The organism is Pseudomonas putida W15Oct28 (genome assembly GCF_000708715.2).
GTDB lineage: Bacteria > Pseudomonadota > Gammaproteobacteria > Pseudomonadales > Pseudomonadaceae > Aquipseudomonas > Aquipseudomonas putida_R.
Window position 1 is genome coordinate 153,282 of record NZ_JENB01000010.1, and the last position, 15,028, is coordinate 168,309.

Sequence of the window (15,028 nt, forward strand, 5' to 3'; positions counted from 1 at the left end):
CTTCGCGGGCATGCCCGCTCCCACAGGGTTCCGCGTTAGCCTTCTGTATTTGCACAAGTTGTTTGTTCCCATGAGGTGTGTTGCGGCATTCGGTTAGAATGCCGCATGGCCATCACACCCCAATCTCTTTACCAGCAAGCCCTGAGCATTCATGGCTACGTCGCCGATCCTGCCCAGGCCCGTGCCGTCGAGGGCCTGCAAGCCTGCTTCCAGTCCGTCGAACAGGGCCGCCTCACGCAGGGCATCTACCTCTGGGGCCCGGTCGGCCGGGGCAAGACCTGGCTGATGGACCAGTTCCACCGTTGCCTGTGCGTACCCAGCCGGCGCCAACACTTCCATCACTTCATGGCCTGGGTCCACCAGCGCCTGTTCCAGCTCAATGGCACCGCCGACCCGCTTTTGGCATTGGCCCGGGAGCTGGCCCGGCAGATCCGCGTGTTGTGCTTCGACGAACTGTTCGTCAACGACATCGGCGACGCGATCATCCTCGGCCGCCTGTTCCAGGTACTGTTCGACCAGGGCGTGGTGATTGTCGCCACCTCCAACCAGCCACCCGAACAGCTCTACCGCGACGGTTTCAACCGCGAGCGGTTCCTGCCGGCCATCGCCGCCATTGAGCGGCACATGCAGGTACTGCCGGTGTCGGGCGAGCAAGACCATCGCCTGCACCCGGGTGCAGAGCGGCAGCGCTACTGGGTGGCAGGGGCGGGGGAGGCCAGCAAGCTGGGCGAGGTGTTTTGCCAGTTCAGCCCGGATCACACGGGTACTGATCAGCCCTTGGTTATCGGCTCGAGGCATGTGCAGGTCGTGCGGCGCAGCGAGCAGGCTATCTGGTGCCGCTTCACCGACCTGTGCGAACAACCGCTGGCGGCCATGGAATTCATGGCGCTGTGCGACCGTTTTCCGGCCATCCTGGTGTCGGGTATTCCGGCGCTGGGCGGTAAGCAGCAGGCCGGTCGCATTGCGCGTGGCACTGAAGATGGTGCGGCGCGGGTGGTGGCAGGCGACCGTGAACTGCCAGCGCTGTCGCCCAAGGACGATGCGGTGCGCCGCTTCATTGCCCTGGTCGATGAGTGCTATGACCGCCGTGTGGCACTGTACCTGGAGGCCGAGGTGCCGCTGGAAGAGCTGTATACGCAGGGGTATCTGGCATTCCCGTACCAGCGCACCTTGAGCCGGTTGCGGGAGATGCAACTACAGCGGTTTGGCTGAAGATTGCAGGGGGCCGCTTTGCGGCCCTATCGCGACGCAAGGCCGCTCCCACAGGTACGGCGAAATGACCTGTAGGAGCGGCCTTGTGTCGCGATAGGGGCGCAAAGCGCCCCCGTGTTACTTGGCCAGCCACTCGACCAGCGTACGGTTGAACCGCACCGGTTCTTCGATCTGCGGTGCATGCCCCATACCTTCAAAAGTGATCAGCTCACCCTTGGGGATCAGCTTGGCCACCTGTGGCCCCAGCACTTCATACTTGCCCAGTTTCGCCTTCACGTCCGGCGGTGCGATATCGCTGCCGATGGCGGTGGTGTCCTTGTCGCCGATCAGCAGTAGGGTCGGCATCTGCAGGTCCTTGAACTCGTGGTACACCGGTTGGGTGAAGATCATGTCGTAGATCAGCGCCGAGTTCCACGCCACCGCTTCATGCCCCGGCCCCTTGTTCAGCCCCACCAGCATCTGTACCCAGCGCTCGTACTCCGGCTTCCAGCGCCCGGCGTAGTAGGTCTTGCGCTCATACTCGCGCACGCCCTCGGCATCGAGCTTGAGCTCGCGGGCATACCACTGGTCCACCGTACGATAGGGCACGCCCAGGGCTTTCCAGTCTTCCAGGCCAATCGGGTTGACCATGGCCAGGCGTTCCACCTGCTGCGGGTACATCAGCGCATAGCGGGTGGCGAGCATGCCGCCCGTGGAGTGGCCGAGCACGATGGATTGCTTGATGCCCAGCTGTTCGAGCAAGGCATGGGTGTTGTCCGCCAGCTGCTGGAAGCTGTACTGGTAGTGCGCTGGCTTGCTGGAGGTGCAGAAGCCGACCTGGTCGGGGGCGATGACCCGGTAACCGGCCTTGCTCAGTGCGTCGATGGTGGTTTCCCAGGTGGCGGCGCAGAAGTTCTTGCCGTGCATCAGCACCACGCTGTGGCCGTTGGCCTGGCCTTGTGCAGGGACGTCCATGTAGCCCATCTGCAGGGCCTGGCCCTGGGACTTGAACTCAAAATGCTTGAGCGGGTGGGGGTAGCTGAAGCCTTCGAGCTGGGGGCCGTAGGTAGGCGTTTCGGCGGCGATGGCCGGGCTGCCGACAAGGCAGGCCAGGGCCAGGGCGGTTGCGCGCAGCATGGGGGCACTCCGTGTAGGGCCATGTAGGAAAGGGCGACTTTAGCAGCCAGGCGCGCGCCGGGAACGTGAAAGGTGTTACCAGGCGTGAAACCAGCCCAGGGTAATCATCGCCAGCACCGCATAACGGCCAGCCTTGGCCAGGGTGACCAGCAGCAGGAAGCGCCAGAACGGCTCGCGCATGATGCCGGCGATCAACGTCAGCGGGTCGCCGACCACCGGCATCCAGCTGAGCAGCAACGACCATTGCCCCCAACGCTGGTAACGCTGCTGCGCACGCTCCAGCTGGGCGGCGCTGAACGGGAACCAGCGCTTGTCGCGCAGGTGCTCGACGGCGCGGCCCAGCAGCCAGTTCACGACCGAACCCAGCACATTACCCAGGGTGGCCACCAGCAGCAGGGTTGCCCAGGCCTCGGGCTGGCGCAGCAAAAGGCCGACCAGCACGGCCTCCGATTGCAGCGGCAGCAAGGTGGCGGCGCCAAAGGCGCTGAGGAACAGCGCCCACAGGCTGAGCATCAGTAGTTGGCTACAACGGTGTCCTGGCCATCCTGGGTGACCCCGATGACCTGGTAGGCATCCTTGTGGTCACCCATTTCCATGCCGGGCGAGCCCATGGGCATGCCCGGCACGGCCAGGCCCTTGAGGTCGCTGCGCTTGGCCAGCAGGCGCACCTGCTCGGCCGGCACATGGCCTTCGACGAACTTGCCGTCGATCACCCCGGTGTGGCATGAGGCCAGGCGCGGTGCTACGCCCAGGCGCTGCTTGACCGCGCTCATGTTCGGCTCGACGTGGTCGTTGACGGCGAAACCGTTGTCACGCAGGTGGCTGATCCAGGCCTTGCAGCAGCCGCAGTTGGGGTCGCGGTAGACGTCGATGGTCTCGGCGGCCTGGGCCAGGCCGGTGATGGCCAGCAGGCCCAGGGTCAGCAGGTGTTTGCGCAGCATGGTGGAGCACTCCTTTAGAAACGCAGGCGGACACCGGCAACCAGGCGGGTCTGGCCCAGGTCTTCGCCGTCTTCGCGGGCCTGGTCGGCACGCTTGCCGTGCAGGCGGTTGAAACTGACCCCGACATAGGGGGCGAAGCCACGGGTGATCTCGTAGCGCAGGCGCAGGCCCACCTCGCTGTCGGCCAGCCCTGCGCCTTGCTCGCGCCCGGCGTCGTTGCGGCCGTAGAGGTTGGCTTCCAGGGTCGGTTCCAGTATCCAGCGGTTGGTCAGCAGCATAGCGTAAGCGGCCTCCAGGCGCAGCGCGGTCTGTTGCCGCTCGCCGGCGTAGGCGGTGGCTTGCAGCTCCAGGCCATACAGCGGCGTGCCCTGGATGCCGAAAGCGGCCCAGGCCTGGCCGCTGGCGGGCTTGAAGTCCTGGCGTACGCCGGCCACCAGTTCCCACCACGGGCTCACGGCATGGCCCCACAGCGCCTGCAATTCGGCCTTGTGGGTCTTGCCCTGCTCGCGTTCGCCTTCCGTGCGCAGCCACAGGCGGTCGATATCGCCACCGACCCAGCCCGTGGCGTTCCAGTTCAGGGCACTGCTGCTCTCGAAGTGCTGGTATTCGAGCTTGTCGACGATCACTGCCCAGTTCATCGCCCGGTCGTGCACCTGGTGCCCAAGCAATGGCGGGAAGGCCGCGCGGCGGTCGGCGTCGGTGATGGCAGGCAGGGGCGTGCGCGGCTGGCTGGGCGTTGCCGGGCCATGGCCCATGCTTTCAGGGTTCATCTGGCCATGGTTCATGTGCTCCATGCCGGCGGCCAGCGCGCGTTCACTGGCGAGCAGGGTCAGCAGGGCGACGCCGGCCACGATGCTGCGGTTGCGGGTGTCATTCATCGACGCGTACCTCGCGGAACATGCCGGTCTCCATGTGGTAGAGCAGGTGGCAGTGGTAGGCCCAGCGGCCAAGGGCGTCGGCAGTCACCCGGTAGGAACGTCGGCTGCCGGGCGGGATGTCGACGGTGTGCTTGCGCACCAGAAACTGGCCGTGCTCGTCTTCCAGGTCGCTCCACATGCCGTGCAGGTGGATGGGGTGGGTCATCATGGTGTCGTTGACCAGGGTGATGCGCACCCGCTCGCCGTAAGTCAGGCGCAGCGGCGCGGCGTCGCTGAACTTGATGCCGTCGAACGACCAGGCGAAGCGCTCCATGTGGCCGGTCAGGTGCAGCTCGATGTCGCGCGATGGCGTGCGGCCGTCCGGGTCGGGGTAGGGGCTGCGCAGGTCGGCGTAGGTCAGCACGCGGCGGCCATTGTTGCGCAGGCCTATGCCGGGGTCGGCCAGGTTGGCGCGCGGGGCCATGGTCTGCATGTCCACCAGCGGGTTGCCGGTTTCACTGGCCGGGTGTTGTTGCATCGCCGACATGGCGGCGTGGTCCATGCCGGCCATGTTGCTGTGGTCCATGCCCGCCATGCTGCCCATGCCGCCGTGGCCCATGTCGTCCATGCTCAGCACCGGGCGCGGGTCGGGTGCAGGCACTGGGGCCAGCAGCCCGGCGGCGCGGGCCAGGGTGCCGCGGGCGAAGCCGGTGCGGTCCATGCTCTGGGCGAACAGGGTGTAGGCAGGTTGGTCGCCCACGGTCACCAGCACGTCATAGGTCTCGGCCACGGCAATGCGCAGCTCATCCACGCTCACCGGCGTTACCGGCAAGCCGTCGGCGGCGATCACCGTCAGTTTCAGCCCGGGGATGCGGAAATCGAAGTAGGTCATGGCCGAAGCGTTGATCAGCCGCAGGCGCACGGTTTCGCCCGGCTGGAACAGGCAGGTGAAGTTGCCCTCCGGCGGCTGGCCGTTGAGCAGGTAGGTGTAGGTGGCGGCGCTGATATCGGCGAGGTCGGTAGGGCTCATGCGCATGCGCGCCCAGGCCGTGCGCTCGGCGACGGTGGGGCTCCAGCCGTTGTCGGCCACGTCATCGATGAAATCGCCGACCGTGCGCTTGTGGTAGTTGTACGCGTCGGACTGTTTCTTCAGGGTGGCCATCAGCTGTTCCGGCGCCTGGTCCGACCAGTCGCTGAACAGCAGCACGTGGTCGCGCTTGTAGGCGTGCGGTTCGGGTTCGCGCGGCTCGATCACGATGGCCCCGTATACCCCGGCCTGTTCCTGCAGCCCCGAATGGCTGTGGTACCAGTAAGTTCCACTTTGGCGCAGGGTGAACCGGTACAGGTAGTCGCCGCCGGGTTCGATGCCGGCGAAGCTCAGGCCTGGTACGCCGTCCATGTTGGCCGGCAGGATGATGCCGTGCCAGTGGATCGAGGTGTCCTGTGCCAGGCGGTTGCGCACGCGCAGGGTCACCGTGTCGCCTTCGCGCCAGCGCAGCAACGGGCCGGGCAGGCTGTTGTTGATGGTCAGTGCGGTGCGTGGGCGGCCGGTGATGTTGACCGGGGTCTGGCCGATGAACAGCTCGAAGTGCTGGCCGGCCAGGTCCTGGCCTTCGGCGGCCTGGGCCAGCGGGCGCCACAGCCCCAGGCCCGCCAGTGTGGTGGCGGCGCCCAGGCCTTTGACGAAGGTACGGCGGGTGGGGTTGCGCAACATGGCGTGGCCTCATGCGGGGGAGCCACGATGTTCGCTGCAGGTGCCTGTCAGGTAGCTGAGGCGCACATTACAGCGTTGTCAGCTTGCCACCTCGTCGGCGCGCAGGTCGCGCATCAGCAGGGCGTATTCGAGTGAAACCTGTTCAGGGATGGGCAGGTACACCACATGGCCGTCGCCGGGTGCCACGTCGATGGCCTGCTGCTGGCGGTTGCACAAGCGGTGCAGGTCGAAGTGGTAGTTGCCACGCGGGGTCATCAGCTCCAGGTGGTCACCCACTGCAAAGCGGTTCTTCACCTTGACCTCGGCCAGGCCATCGACACGCACGCCGGTCAGCTCGCCGACGAACTGCTGGCGGTCCGAGACCGAGTTGCCGCGCTGGTAGTTCTGGTATTCATCGTGCACGTGGCGGCGCAGGAAGCCTTCGGTGTAGCCGCGTTGGGCGAGGGATTCGAGGTTGCCCATCAAGGCACGGTCGAATGGCCGCCCGGCCACAGCGTCGTCGATCGCCTGGCGGTACGACTGTACGGCACGGGCGCAATAGAAGTGCGACTTGGTGCGGCCTTCGATCTTCAGCGAATGCACGCCCATGCCGGCCAGGCGCTCGACGTGCTGAATGGCGCGCAGGTCCTTGGCGTTCATGATGTAGGTGCCATGCTCATCTTCGAACGCCGGCATTTCTGTGCCGGGGCGGTTGCTTTCCTGCAGCAGGAAAACCTGCTCGGTAGGGGCACCCAGGCCAAGGGTGGGCTGCACTTCGCGCACGATGTCGCCGGTGGCGTTCTCGGTGGCCGGCGTGGCGTCGTACTTCCAGCGGCAGGCATTGGTGCAGGTGCCCTGGTTGGCGTCACGCTTGTTGAGGTAGCCCGACAGCAGGCAGCGGCCGGAATAGGCCATGCACAGGGCGCCGTGGACGAACACCTCCAGCTCCATGCCCGGCACCTGCTGGCGGATTTCCTCGATCTCTTCCAGGGACAGCTCCCGCGACAGGATCACCCGGCTCAAGCCCAACTGCTGCCAGAACTGCACGCTGGCCCAGTTGACCGTGTTGGCCTGCACGGAAAGGTGCACTGGTATATGCGGGAAGTGCTGGCGCACCAGCATGATCAGGCCGGGGTCGGACATGATCAGCGCGTCCGGTGCCATGTCGATGACCGGTGCCAGGTCCTTGAGGAAGGTCTTGAGCTTGGCGTTGTGCGGGGCGATGTTGACCACCACGTAGAAGCGCTTGCCCCGGGCATGCGCCTCCTGGATGCCCAGCGCCAGGTTGGCGTGGTCGAATTCGTTGTTGCGCACCCGCAAGCTGTAGCGCGGCTGGCCGGCGTAGACCGCGTCGGCGCCGTAGGCAAAGGCGTAGCGCATGGTCTTGAGGGTGCCGGCGGGGGCCAGCAGTTCGGGCTTGGCGGTAGGGTTCATGTGCGCACCGGGGGAAAAAGGCCGGGATGCTAGGGGCGATGGACAAGGCGCGTATTGATTTGCGTCAAGTGAGCACGGCACTTTTGCCCGAGTGCCGTGCACTAAACACTCACAAGCCATGTGAGAAACTGCAATGAACGAAACCGCGCTTCAGAACAAAGCCCTGGCAGTACTCCTGGCGCTGGTGACCATTGCCTTCTTCTGGATCCTGCTGCCGTACTACGGTGCAATCTTCTGGGCGGTGATCCTCGGCATCCTGTTTGCCCCGCTGCAGCGCCACCTGCTGATCCGCTTCGGGAGGCGGCGCAACCTGGCCGCGGCCACGACCACCCTGGTGTGCCTGTTGGTGGCGATCCTGCCGGTTATCATCACCAGCGCGCTGCTGGTCCAGGAGGGCGCCACGCTGTATCAGCGCATCGAGAGCGGGCAACTGGACATCGCCGGTTACGTCGAGCACGGCAAGGACCTGCTCCCGGCATTCGCCCAGCATGGCCTGGACAACATGGGCATGGGCAACCTCGACGGGTTGCGTGACAAGATCACCAAATGGGCAACCCAGGGTAGCCAGGCATTGGCCAGCCAGGCGTTCAGCTTCGGCCAGGGCACGTTCGAGTTCGTGGTCAGCTTTGGCATCATGATGTACCTGCTGTTCTTCTTTCTGCGCGACGGCCCGGAAGTGGCCCGCCGGGTAAGGCAGGCCGTGCCGCTGCCCGAGCACCAGAAGCGCCGTTTGCAGCTGAAATTCAACCGTGTGGTGCGGGCGACGGTGAAAGGCAACGTACTGGTGGCGATTACCCAAGGGGCGCTGGGCGGGTTCATCTTCTGGGTGCTGGACATTCCCAGTGCGCTGGTGTGGGCGGTACTGATGGCGTTTCTGTCGCTGCTACCAGCGGTGGGCGCGGGCATCGTCTGGGCGCCGGTGGCCGCGTATTTTCTGCTCACCGGGGCGATACTGCCGGGGGTTGTCCTCACCGCGTTCGGGGTACTGGTCATTGGCCTGGTGGATAACGTGTTGCGGCCGATCCTGGTGGGCAAGGATACGCGCATGCCGGATTACCTGATCCTGGTGTCGACGCTGGGGGGGCTGGCGGTGTTCGGGCTCAACGGTTTCGTGATCGGGCCATTGATCGCGGCGCTGTTCGTGTCCAGCTGGGCGATCTTTGCCGCGACCAAGCCGCAGGTGCAATTGCCACAATAGGGGTTTACCGAGGTGCCCAAGGTTGGGTTCAATGCGGTCACAGACGCCGTTATGGAAAACAGCCAGATCGACAAGCCCAGCTACACCTACCAGGCGGTATACCGCTACTTGCTCGACAGGCTCGAGGCTGCACCTTGCGATGTGGAGCAGCGCTTGCCGTCGCTGCGCCAACTTGCCCGGCAATTGTGCGTTTCGGTATCCAGTACCAAGTACGCCTATGCGCTGCTGGAAGACGAAGGGCGGGTGTATGCGAGGCCGAAGCTGGGCTACTTCAGCCGTACCCGTCCCCCCGCCACGCATGGGCAGCATTCGCAGAACCTGCTCGACACGGTATTCGCCAGCGCCCGTCAGCCGGGCATGCTGGCCCTGGGCAGTGATGCGCCGGCCATGTTGCTGTCGCTGCAGCAGCCGCTACTGATGATCGAGCGCGAACTGGCGCGCCAATATCCGCACTCACTGGCGCCGTTGTTCCAGCCGTTCGGTGAGCCCGAGTTGCGCAGCGTACTGGCCGACCGCTACACCCGCTCGGCGCAGCACTACTGGAGCGCCGATCAGGTGTTCATCGGCGCGGACTTGCGCAGCATCCTCGAATTGTCGTTACGCGCCCTCGACCTGGAAGGCCAGGTGGCACTGGTGGAGTCGCCCTGTAACTGGGCGGTGCTGAGGCAGTTGCAGGCTGCGCGCATGACCATCATCGAAGTGCCACTGGGCGATGACGGGCGCTTCGACCTGCCGCAGTTTCACCGGCTGCTGTGCGATCAGCCTGTGCGCCTGGCAGTGCTGTCGTCAGCGGCCAACGTGCCGCAAGGTGGCCTGATGCCGGCGGCGGACAAGCAGCAGGTCTGCCACTGGCTGGCCGAGCACGCGGTGTGGCTGTTTGAAAACGATGGCTACGGCGAGTTGTGTTTCGACGCGTCAGCGGCGCGCTACCGGGACTTCGCCGACCCGGAGCGGCTGCTGGTGTTTTCGACCTTCGACAAGCTGATTGGGGCAGAGGCGCCCTTTGGCTACCTGCTTTGCCGGCAGCATACCGAGCGTTTGCAGCAGCTGTTCCTTGAACGTGCTTTCCGTTTGTCACCGATTCGCCAAAAGGCCATCGCCAGGCTGTTTACCTCGCGCCGGGTCGAGCTGCATGTACAGCGTTTGCTGCCCATGTTGTGCGAGCGCTTGCAGCACATGAAAGTGCTGCTGCAAGCGCACGGCCAGGGCTGGCTGCGCATAGCCGAGCCGCAAGGCGGGGCCAGCCTGTGGTTGCAGGCGACCCGGCCGGTGGATATGCGCAGGGTCTTCGAGCGCTTGCTGGCGCAGCGCATCGTTATCGCCCCCGGGGAGCTTTTCAGCCAGTGCGGCCTATGGCGCAGCCACCTGCGGCTGTGCTGCACGCTGGACTGGAGCAAGGATATCGCCCAGGCACTGCAATGCCTGGTCAAGGCCATTCAGGACGAAGCTCAAGCCCCGTAGCAGTGCTGCAGGGCAGGGAACACCCCATCGCGTACGTCGTCGGCATAGCGGGCGCAGGCCTCGCGGATCACCTGGCCGACGTCGGCATATTGCTTGACGAAGCGGGGCAGGTGGTCACCACCCAGCCCCAGCAGGTCTTCGGTGACCAGTACCTGGCCATCGCAGGCGGGTGAGGCGCCAATGCCAATGGTTGGTTTGTCGCTGGCCTCGGTGATGGCGCGGGCCACGGGCTCGGCCACACCCTCCAGCAGCAGGCTGAAGGCACCGGCGTGCAGGTTGGCTTGCGCATCGGCACGCAGCGCCGCAGCGCTGTCCGGGCTCAGCCCTTGGGCCTTGTAGCCGCCCATGGCATTGACGAACTGCGGCATCAGGCCGATGTGCGCCATGATCGGGATACCCCGTGCAACCAGGAACTCGACGGTGCTCGCCAACGCCTGGTTGGCCTCAAGCTTGAGCGCGTCGCAGCCGGTGCTGGCCAATACCTGAGCGCAGTTGCGAAAGGCTTGTTCGTGGGATTCCTGGTAGCTGCCAAACGGCATGTCGGCGATCACGCAGGCCAGGCGGGTACTGTCGACCACGGCGCGGGTATGGGCGATGGTCTCCTCAAGGCGCATGCCCAGGGTGGACGGGCGGCCGTAGCCGACCATGGCCGTGGAATCGCCGACCAGGATGAAGTCGACCAGCGGGTCGATCACCCGGGCGATGGCGCTTGAGTAGGCGGTCAGCGAAACAATCTTCTGCCGGCCTTTCATGGCCACCAGTTGCGGGACGGTGAGGCGGCTGGTGCGGGTGTGTGTGCTCATCGGGGGCTGGGCATCTCAGGATAGGGATGGCCCATTTTTGGGAACTTGCAGCGGCAACTCAATGCACAGATCCAAGCTGAAAAGCGACCCAGGCCACCTGCTTGCTCCGTCCGGCTGCCGCGGGCCTTTGTAGGAGCGGCCTTGTGTCGCGATCGGGCCGCAACGCGGCCCCTCGATTTCAGCCGCAACACCGAAATCGCCGGGGCCGCTGCGCAGCCCTATCCGACCGGTCCGGCGCCCCGGCAAGGCCGCTCCTGCAGGTTTCGCGCAAGCTTCAGAAGGTTTGCGGCATCTCGCCTTTGGCCAGGTGTCGGTTGATGTCGGCAATCACTTCGGGCAGTTCGTTGATGGTGTCGATCAGGTAGTGCGGGCGCGAGCTGGCAAACAGTGCGTGGATGCGCGTGCGCTCGCTTTCCAGCATCTCGGCGCTGAGTGCGCGGAAACCTTCCCAGGTCAGGCCCAGGGCGTTGCCCGAGCACACCAGCGCCACGGTCCACATGCCGGCACGGCGGCCTTCGAGAATGCCCGGCACGGTGTCGTCGACCTTCACGCAGGCCGCCACATCGTCAATGCCCAGTGCAATCACGTTGGCCAGGGCCTGGGCCGGCCATGGGCGGCCGTTCGGGGTTTCGTCGGTGGCCACCACATGGTCGGCCACGTAGCCGTTCTGCGCGGCCAGCTCCACCACCTTGTCCATTACCACTTTCGGGTAGCCCGAGCACGAGCCGATCTTCAGGCCCTCCTGGCGCAGCCCGGTGAGGGTGTCCAGCGCGCCGGGGATCAGCGCCGAGTGCACGGCGATCTTCTCGATCTGCAGTGGCATGAAGCGGTTGTAGATGGCGGTGACGTCATCGTCGGTGGGGGTGCGGCCGAACACCTGGCGGTAGCGCTCGGCAATTTCCGGCACGTCGCACAGGGTGCGGATGTGGTCCCACTTGCCCATGCCCATCGGGCCTCGGGCTTCTTCGATGGACACTTGCACGTCGAACTCGGCGAAGGCTTCGACAAAGATCTGGGTCGGGGCGAACGAGCCGAAATCGACCACGGTGCCAGCCCAGTCGAGGATGGCGGCTTGCAGCTGGGTTGGGTTGCTGTAGTTCATGTGCGCTAATTCCTGAATTCGGGTGGGCAGAGGGTCAGATGTCCAGCACTTCCATTTCCCGCAGCACATCGGCCACGGCATTCACGGCGGCTTGCATGCCGTCCGGACCGACCACGCCGATGCAGCCGACACGGAAGGTTTCGACCTGGGTCAGCTTGCCCGGGTAGAGGATGAAACCCTTGGCCTTGACCCGTTCGTAGAAGTCCTTGAACTGGTAGCGGGCATCGTTCGGTGCGTGGAAGGTGACGATGATCGGCGCCTGGATGTCGGCGGGCAGGAAGCTGCGCAGGCCGATGGCGGCCATGCCGTCGAGCAGGGTCTTGCAGTTGTCGGCGTAGCGCTGGTGGCGGGCTGGCAGGCCGCCTTCCTCAAAGTACTGCTGCAGTGCTTCGTGCAAGGCGGCAACCACATGCGTGGGCGGGGTGAAGCGCCACTGGCCGGTCTTGGCCATGTAGGTGTGCTGGTCGTGCAGGTCCATGGCCAGTGAGTGGGCATTGCCTTCGGCGGCCGCCAGGGCGGCTTTTTCGGCGAAGACGAAGCCCATGCCGGGCACGCCTTCCAGGCACTTGCCAGAGGCGGCGATCAACGCTTCGAAGGGGATTTCGCGGGCATCGATCGGCAGCGCGCCGAACGAGCTCATGGCATCGATGATCAGGCGCTTGCCGTGGCGTTTGATCACCTGGGCGATTTCGGGCAGCGGGTTGAGGATGCCGGTGCTGGTTTCGCAGTGAATCAATGCCACGTGGGTCACGGCGGGGTCGGCAGCCAGCAGGCGGTCGACATCGGCGGCGGTGGTCGGCTGGTCTTCGGCGGTTTCGAAGGTGCTGTAGGTGCGGCCCAGCACTTTGCAGATCTTCGCCAGGCGCTGGCCATAAGCGCCGTTGATCAGTACCAGTACCTTGCCATCGCGTGGCACCAGGGTGCCGATGGCCGCTTCCACGGCGAAGGTGCCGCTGCCTTGCAGGGGCACGCAGTGGTGGCTGGCGGTGCCGTCGACAATCGCCAGCAGTTGCTCGCAGACGCTGGCAGTCAGCTGGTTGAAATCACGGTCCCAGGAGCCCCAGTCCACCAGCATGGCTTGGCGGGTGCGGATTGATGTGGTCAGGGGACCGGGGGTCAGCAAGATAGGGGCGTTGCTCATTCCGTTTTTCCTCACAAGCGGTGGGGTGAAACTACGGGGCCTAGGTTGCAATTCGGGCTGCTATCAATCAAATTGTTTGTTGTTATCCCAGCTATAAGTCAGGCCGATAAATATGAACCTGTTCCAGCTACGTGCCTTCGACGCCGTGGCCCGTGAGGGCAGCTTTACCCGTGCTGCCGAGCGCCTGTTCATCAGCCAGCCGGCAGTGACCGGGCACATCAAGGCCCTCGAGGAGCACTACCAGATCACCTTGCTGCGGCGCACCGCGCGGCGCGTGGAGTTGACCGAAGAGGGCACGCGGCTGGCGGCCATCACCCGGGCCATGTTCGGCCTGGCTGAGGAGGCGCAGGCCATGCTCGAAGCCAACCGGCAGTTGCTGACCGGGCGCCTGGAGGTGGCTGCCGATGGCCCGCACCGGGTCATGCCCATGCTGGCGCAGTTACGCGAGCGCTACCCCGGCATCACGGTCAATTTGCGGCTGGGTAACGCGCAGGAGACGCTGGCTGCACTGTTGTCCGAACATGCCGACGTGGCGGTGCTGACCGAGATTGAGCCACGCAAGGGCCTGTACCTGCAGAACCTGTGCGAATCGCGCTTGTGCGCGTTGTTGCCAGCGGGCCATGCCTGGGCTGGCGGCGAAGTTGACTTGCCCCTGGCCGAGCTGCACCAACAGATCATGGTGCTGCGCGAACCCACCTCGACTACCCGGCGCACCTTCGACAAGGCCTGCGCTACTGCCGGTGTGCAGCCACGGGTGCAGCTGGAGCTGGACAGCCGTGAGGCGGTCACCGAGGCGGTGGCATCGCAGCTGGGCATCGGTGTGGTGTCGTCCACGGAAGTGGCCAACGACCCCCGGGTGGTGGCGCGACCGCTGGGCGGGCAGGGGCTGGTCAACCAGCACATGGTCGGCTGCCTGGAGCGGCGCCGTGAGTTACGCTTGATCCAGGCATTCCTGGGCCTGGCGGCCAGCCTTTGAGCCGGCCTGAGATGCCGGCATAACCTGATGGACAGCTGATGAGCGAGAAAGACACCATTTCCATGCAACTGGTGCGCGAAGCCTTGTTGCAGACCTGCCCGGCGGGTGAGCCGGATGTGGGGTTGCTGACCCGTGCCGGTATCGATGCCGGGCAGTTGCAGGCCCCGGATGCACGGGTCAGCGCCGAGGCCTATGCCCGCCTCTGGCGCTTGCTGGCGCGGCGTTGCAACGACGAGTTCTTTGCCATGGACCCGCGCGGCCTGCGCAGCGGCAGCCTGGCGTTCCTGTGCCGGGCGAGCATGGCCCAGCCCACCTTGGGCGAGGGCGTGGAGACCGCGCTGGCGTTTCTATCGCTGATGCTCGAGGACTTGCAGCCGAGCCTGGTGCGTCAGCAGGGCCTGGCCGAGATTGTCATCAATGAGCCGCGCGATCTCCCACGGCGCGCGTTCACCTATTTCACCTTCTGGATGATCGTGCATGGCGTGACCTGCTGGCTGGCCGGGCGACGCATCGCCATCCTGGCCATCGAGTTGCGCTGTGCCGAACCACCGTACTGCGACGATTACCGGGTGATGTTTTCGGAGAACCTGCAGTTCGATCGGCCCAGCACCCGCATGATCATCAGTGCAGATTGCCTTGACGTGCCACTGCGCCGCAGCCCCGAGGACCTGCAGCGCTTTCTGGCCGAGGCGCCCGGCAACATCCTGGTCAAGTACCGTGATCCGGCCAGCCTGGCGCGGCGTATCCGCGCCGACCTGCTGCAACTGGACCCGTCGCGTTGGCCCGATGCCGATGCCCTGGCACGAAAACTGTGCCTGTCTTCGTCAACCTTGCGGCGTCGGCTGGCGGAGGAAGGGCAGAGCTACCAGGTGCTCAAGGATAGCGTCCGGCGTGAGCTGGCCATTGCGTGGTTGAGCCAGGTCGAGGCGCCCATGGGGGAAATTGCCGAGCGCCTTGGCTTTGCCGATGGCAGTTCGTTCTACAAGGCGTTTCGCAAGTGGTTCGGCTGCAACCCTGGCCAGTACCGTGCGCTGATTCAGGCCAGGGGCACGGCAGGCTGAAGGGTGGTGATTCCCACTGCCGCTGGCGGTGGT

14 protein-coding genes are annotated in these 15,028 nt (G+C 65.2%); 5 read left to right on the forward strand and 9 right to left on the reverse strand.

What is annotated here, in order from left to right; translation table 11 throughout:
- Window positions 1-105: 105 nt before the first annotated feature.
- Complete coding sequence (zapE, locus tag AK81_RS09400; protein WP_043198500.1) at window positions 106-1,212, forward strand: cell division protein ZapE; 1,107 nt, start codon at window positions 106-108, stop codon at window positions 1,210-1,212.
- Between the two features lie 117 nt (window positions 1,213-1,329).
- On the opposite strand, the gene AK81_RS09405 is transcribed toward zapE, so the two are convergent.
- The 6 genes from AK81_RS09405 to yegQ form a co-directional block, all read right to left on the reverse strand.
- Entirely contained in the window at window positions 1,330-2,328 is a 999-nt protein-coding gene (locus AK81_RS09405) for an alpha/beta fold hydrolase (protein ID WP_043198502.1), read from the reverse strand.
- 75 nt (window positions 2,329-2,403) lie between these two features.
- A complete protein-coding gene (locus tag AK81_RS09410) occupies window positions 2,404-2,841 on the reverse strand; it encodes a YqaA family protein (RefSeq protein ID WP_043198504.1) in 438 nt (145 codons plus the stop codon).
- Complete coding sequence (locus AK81_RS09415) at window positions 2,841-3,269, reverse strand: DUF411 domain-containing protein (RefSeq protein ID WP_043198505.1); 429 nt, start codon at window positions 3,267-3,269, stop codon at window positions 2,841-2,843. The genes AK81_RS09410 and AK81_RS09415 overlap by 1 nt, the downstream gene beginning before the upstream one ends.
- Before the next feature lie 14 nt (window positions 3,270-3,283).
- The gene (locus AK81_RS09420; RefSeq protein WP_043198506.1) at window positions 3,284-4,147 is read right to left on the reverse strand and encodes a copper resistance protein B; all 864 of its coding nucleotides are present in this window, start codon (window positions 4,145-4,147) and stop codon (window positions 3,284-3,286) included.
- Window positions 4,140-5,837, reverse strand: a complete 1,698-nt coding sequence (locus tag AK81_RS09425) for a copper resistance system multicopper oxidase (protein ID WP_430297973.1) — start codon at window positions 5,835-5,837, stop codon at window positions 4,140-4,142. Before AK81_RS09425 ends, AK81_RS09420 begins: the two co-directional genes overlap by 8 nt.
- Before the next feature lie 81 nt (window positions 5,838-5,918).
- Window positions 5,919-7,253 carry a tRNA 5-hydroxyuridine modification protein YegQ gene (gene yegQ / locus AK81_RS09430; RefSeq protein WP_043198510.1) on the reverse strand — a complete coding sequence of 445 codons (1,335 nt, stop codon included), beginning with the start codon at window positions 7,251-7,253 and terminating at the stop codon, window positions 5,919-5,921.
- Between the two features lie 133 nt (window positions 7,254-7,386).
- Between yegQ and AK81_RS09435 the strand changes: the two genes are divergently transcribed.
- Together AK81_RS09435 and AK81_RS09440 are read left to right on the forward strand one after the other, a co-directional pair.
- Window positions 7,387-8,451, forward strand: coding sequence for an AI-2E family transporter (locus AK81_RS09435; protein WP_043198512.1), 1,065 nt, complete (start codon window positions 7,387-7,389; stop codon window positions 8,449-8,451).
- Window positions 8,452-8,502: 51 nt separating this feature from the next.
- Window positions 8,503-9,912: a PLP-dependent aminotransferase family protein gene (locus AK81_RS09440; RefSeq protein ID WP_043198513.1), complete on the forward strand. Its 1,410-nt coding sequence runs from the start codon at window positions 8,503-8,505 to the stop codon at window positions 9,910-9,912.
- Here AK81_RS09440 and panB read toward each other — a convergent pair.
- The 3 genes from panB to AK81_RS09455 form a co-directional block, all read right to left on the reverse strand.
- Window positions 9,900-10,715 carry a 3-methyl-2-oxobutanoate hydroxymethyltransferase gene (panB, locus tag AK81_RS09445; RefSeq protein WP_043198516.1) on the reverse strand — a complete coding sequence of 272 codons (816 nt, stop codon included), beginning with the start codon at window positions 10,713-10,715 and terminating at the stop codon, window positions 9,900-9,902. The two genes, AK81_RS09440 and panB, sit on opposite strands and share 13 nt — an antisense overlap.
- Before the next feature lie 274 nt (window positions 10,716-10,989).
- Complete coding sequence (gene phnX, locus AK81_RS09450) at window positions 10,990-11,817, reverse strand: phosphonoacetaldehyde hydrolase (RefSeq protein ID WP_043198517.1); 828 nt, start codon at window positions 11,815-11,817, stop codon at window positions 10,990-10,992.
- Between the two features lie 34 nt (window positions 11,818-11,851).
- A complete protein-coding gene (locus AK81_RS09455; RefSeq protein WP_043198519.1) occupies window positions 11,852-12,958 on the reverse strand; it encodes a 2-aminoethylphosphonate--pyruvate transaminase in 1,107 nt (368 codons plus the stop codon).
- Between the two features lie 112 nt (window positions 12,959-13,070).
- Here AK81_RS09455 and AK81_RS09460 point away from each other — a divergent pair, with 112 nt between their 5' ends.
- Together AK81_RS09460 and AK81_RS09465 are read left to right on the forward strand one after the other, a co-directional pair.
- Entirely contained in the window at window positions 13,071-13,934 is an 864-nt protein-coding gene (locus AK81_RS09460; protein ID WP_043198521.1) for a LysR substrate-binding domain-containing protein, read from the forward strand.
- Window positions 13,935-13,972: 38 nt separating this feature from the next.
- Complete coding sequence (locus AK81_RS09465; RefSeq protein ID WP_043198522.1) at window positions 13,973-14,995, forward strand: AraC family transcriptional regulator; 1,023 nt, start codon at window positions 13,973-13,975, stop codon at window positions 14,993-14,995.
- Window positions 14,996-15,028 lie beyond the last annotated feature (33 nt).

Coding starts and splice junctions, on each gene's coding strand:
- AK81_RS09410 (WP_043198504.1), bottom strand. CDS start 2,841: ATGCTCAGCCTGTGGGCGCTGTTCCTCAGCGCCTTTGGCGCCGCCACC.
- phnX (WP_043198517.1), bottom strand. CDS start 11,817: ATGAACTACAGCAACCCAACCCAGCTGCAAGCCGCCATCCTCGACTGG.
- AK81_RS09420 (WP_043198506.1), bottom strand. CDS start 4,147: ATGAATGACACCCGCAACCGCAGCATCGTGGCCGGCGTCGCCCTGCTG.
- panB (WP_043198516.1), bottom strand. CDS start 10,715: ATGAGCACACACACCCGCACCAGCCGCCTCACCGTCCCGCAACTGGTG.
- AK81_RS09460 (WP_043198521.1), top strand. CDS start 13,071: ATGAACCTGTTCCAGCTACGTGCCTTCGACGCCGTGGCCCGTGAGGGC.
- AK81_RS09455 (WP_043198519.1), bottom strand. CDS start 12,958: ATGAGCAACGCCCCTATCTTGCTGACCCCCGGTCCCCTGACCACATCA.
- AK81_RS09415 (WP_043198505.1), bottom strand. CDS start 3,269: ATGCTGCGCAAACACCTGCTGACCCTGGGCCTGCTGGCCATCACCGGC.
- AK81_RS09440 (WP_043198513.1), top strand. CDS start 8,503: ATGGAAAACAGCCAGATCGACAAGCCCAGCTACACCTACCAGGCGGTA.
- AK81_RS09465 (WP_043198522.1), top strand. CDS start 13,973: ATGAGCGAGAAAGACACCATTTCCATGCAACTGGTGCGCGAAGCCTTG.
- yegQ (WP_043198510.1), bottom strand. CDS start 7,253: ATGAACCCTACCGCCAAGCCCGAACTGCTGGCCCCCGCCGGCACCCTC.
- AK81_RS09435 (WP_043198512.1), top strand. CDS start 7,387: ATGAACGAAACCGCGCTTCAGAACAAAGCCCTGGCAGTACTCCTGGCG.
- zapE (WP_043198500.1), top strand. CDS start 106: ATGGCCATCACACCCCAATCTCTTTACCAGCAAGCCCTGAGCATTCAT.
- AK81_RS09405 (WP_043198502.1), bottom strand. CDS start 2,328: ATGCTGCGCGCAACCGCCCTGGCCCTGGCCTGCCTTGTCGGCAGCCCG.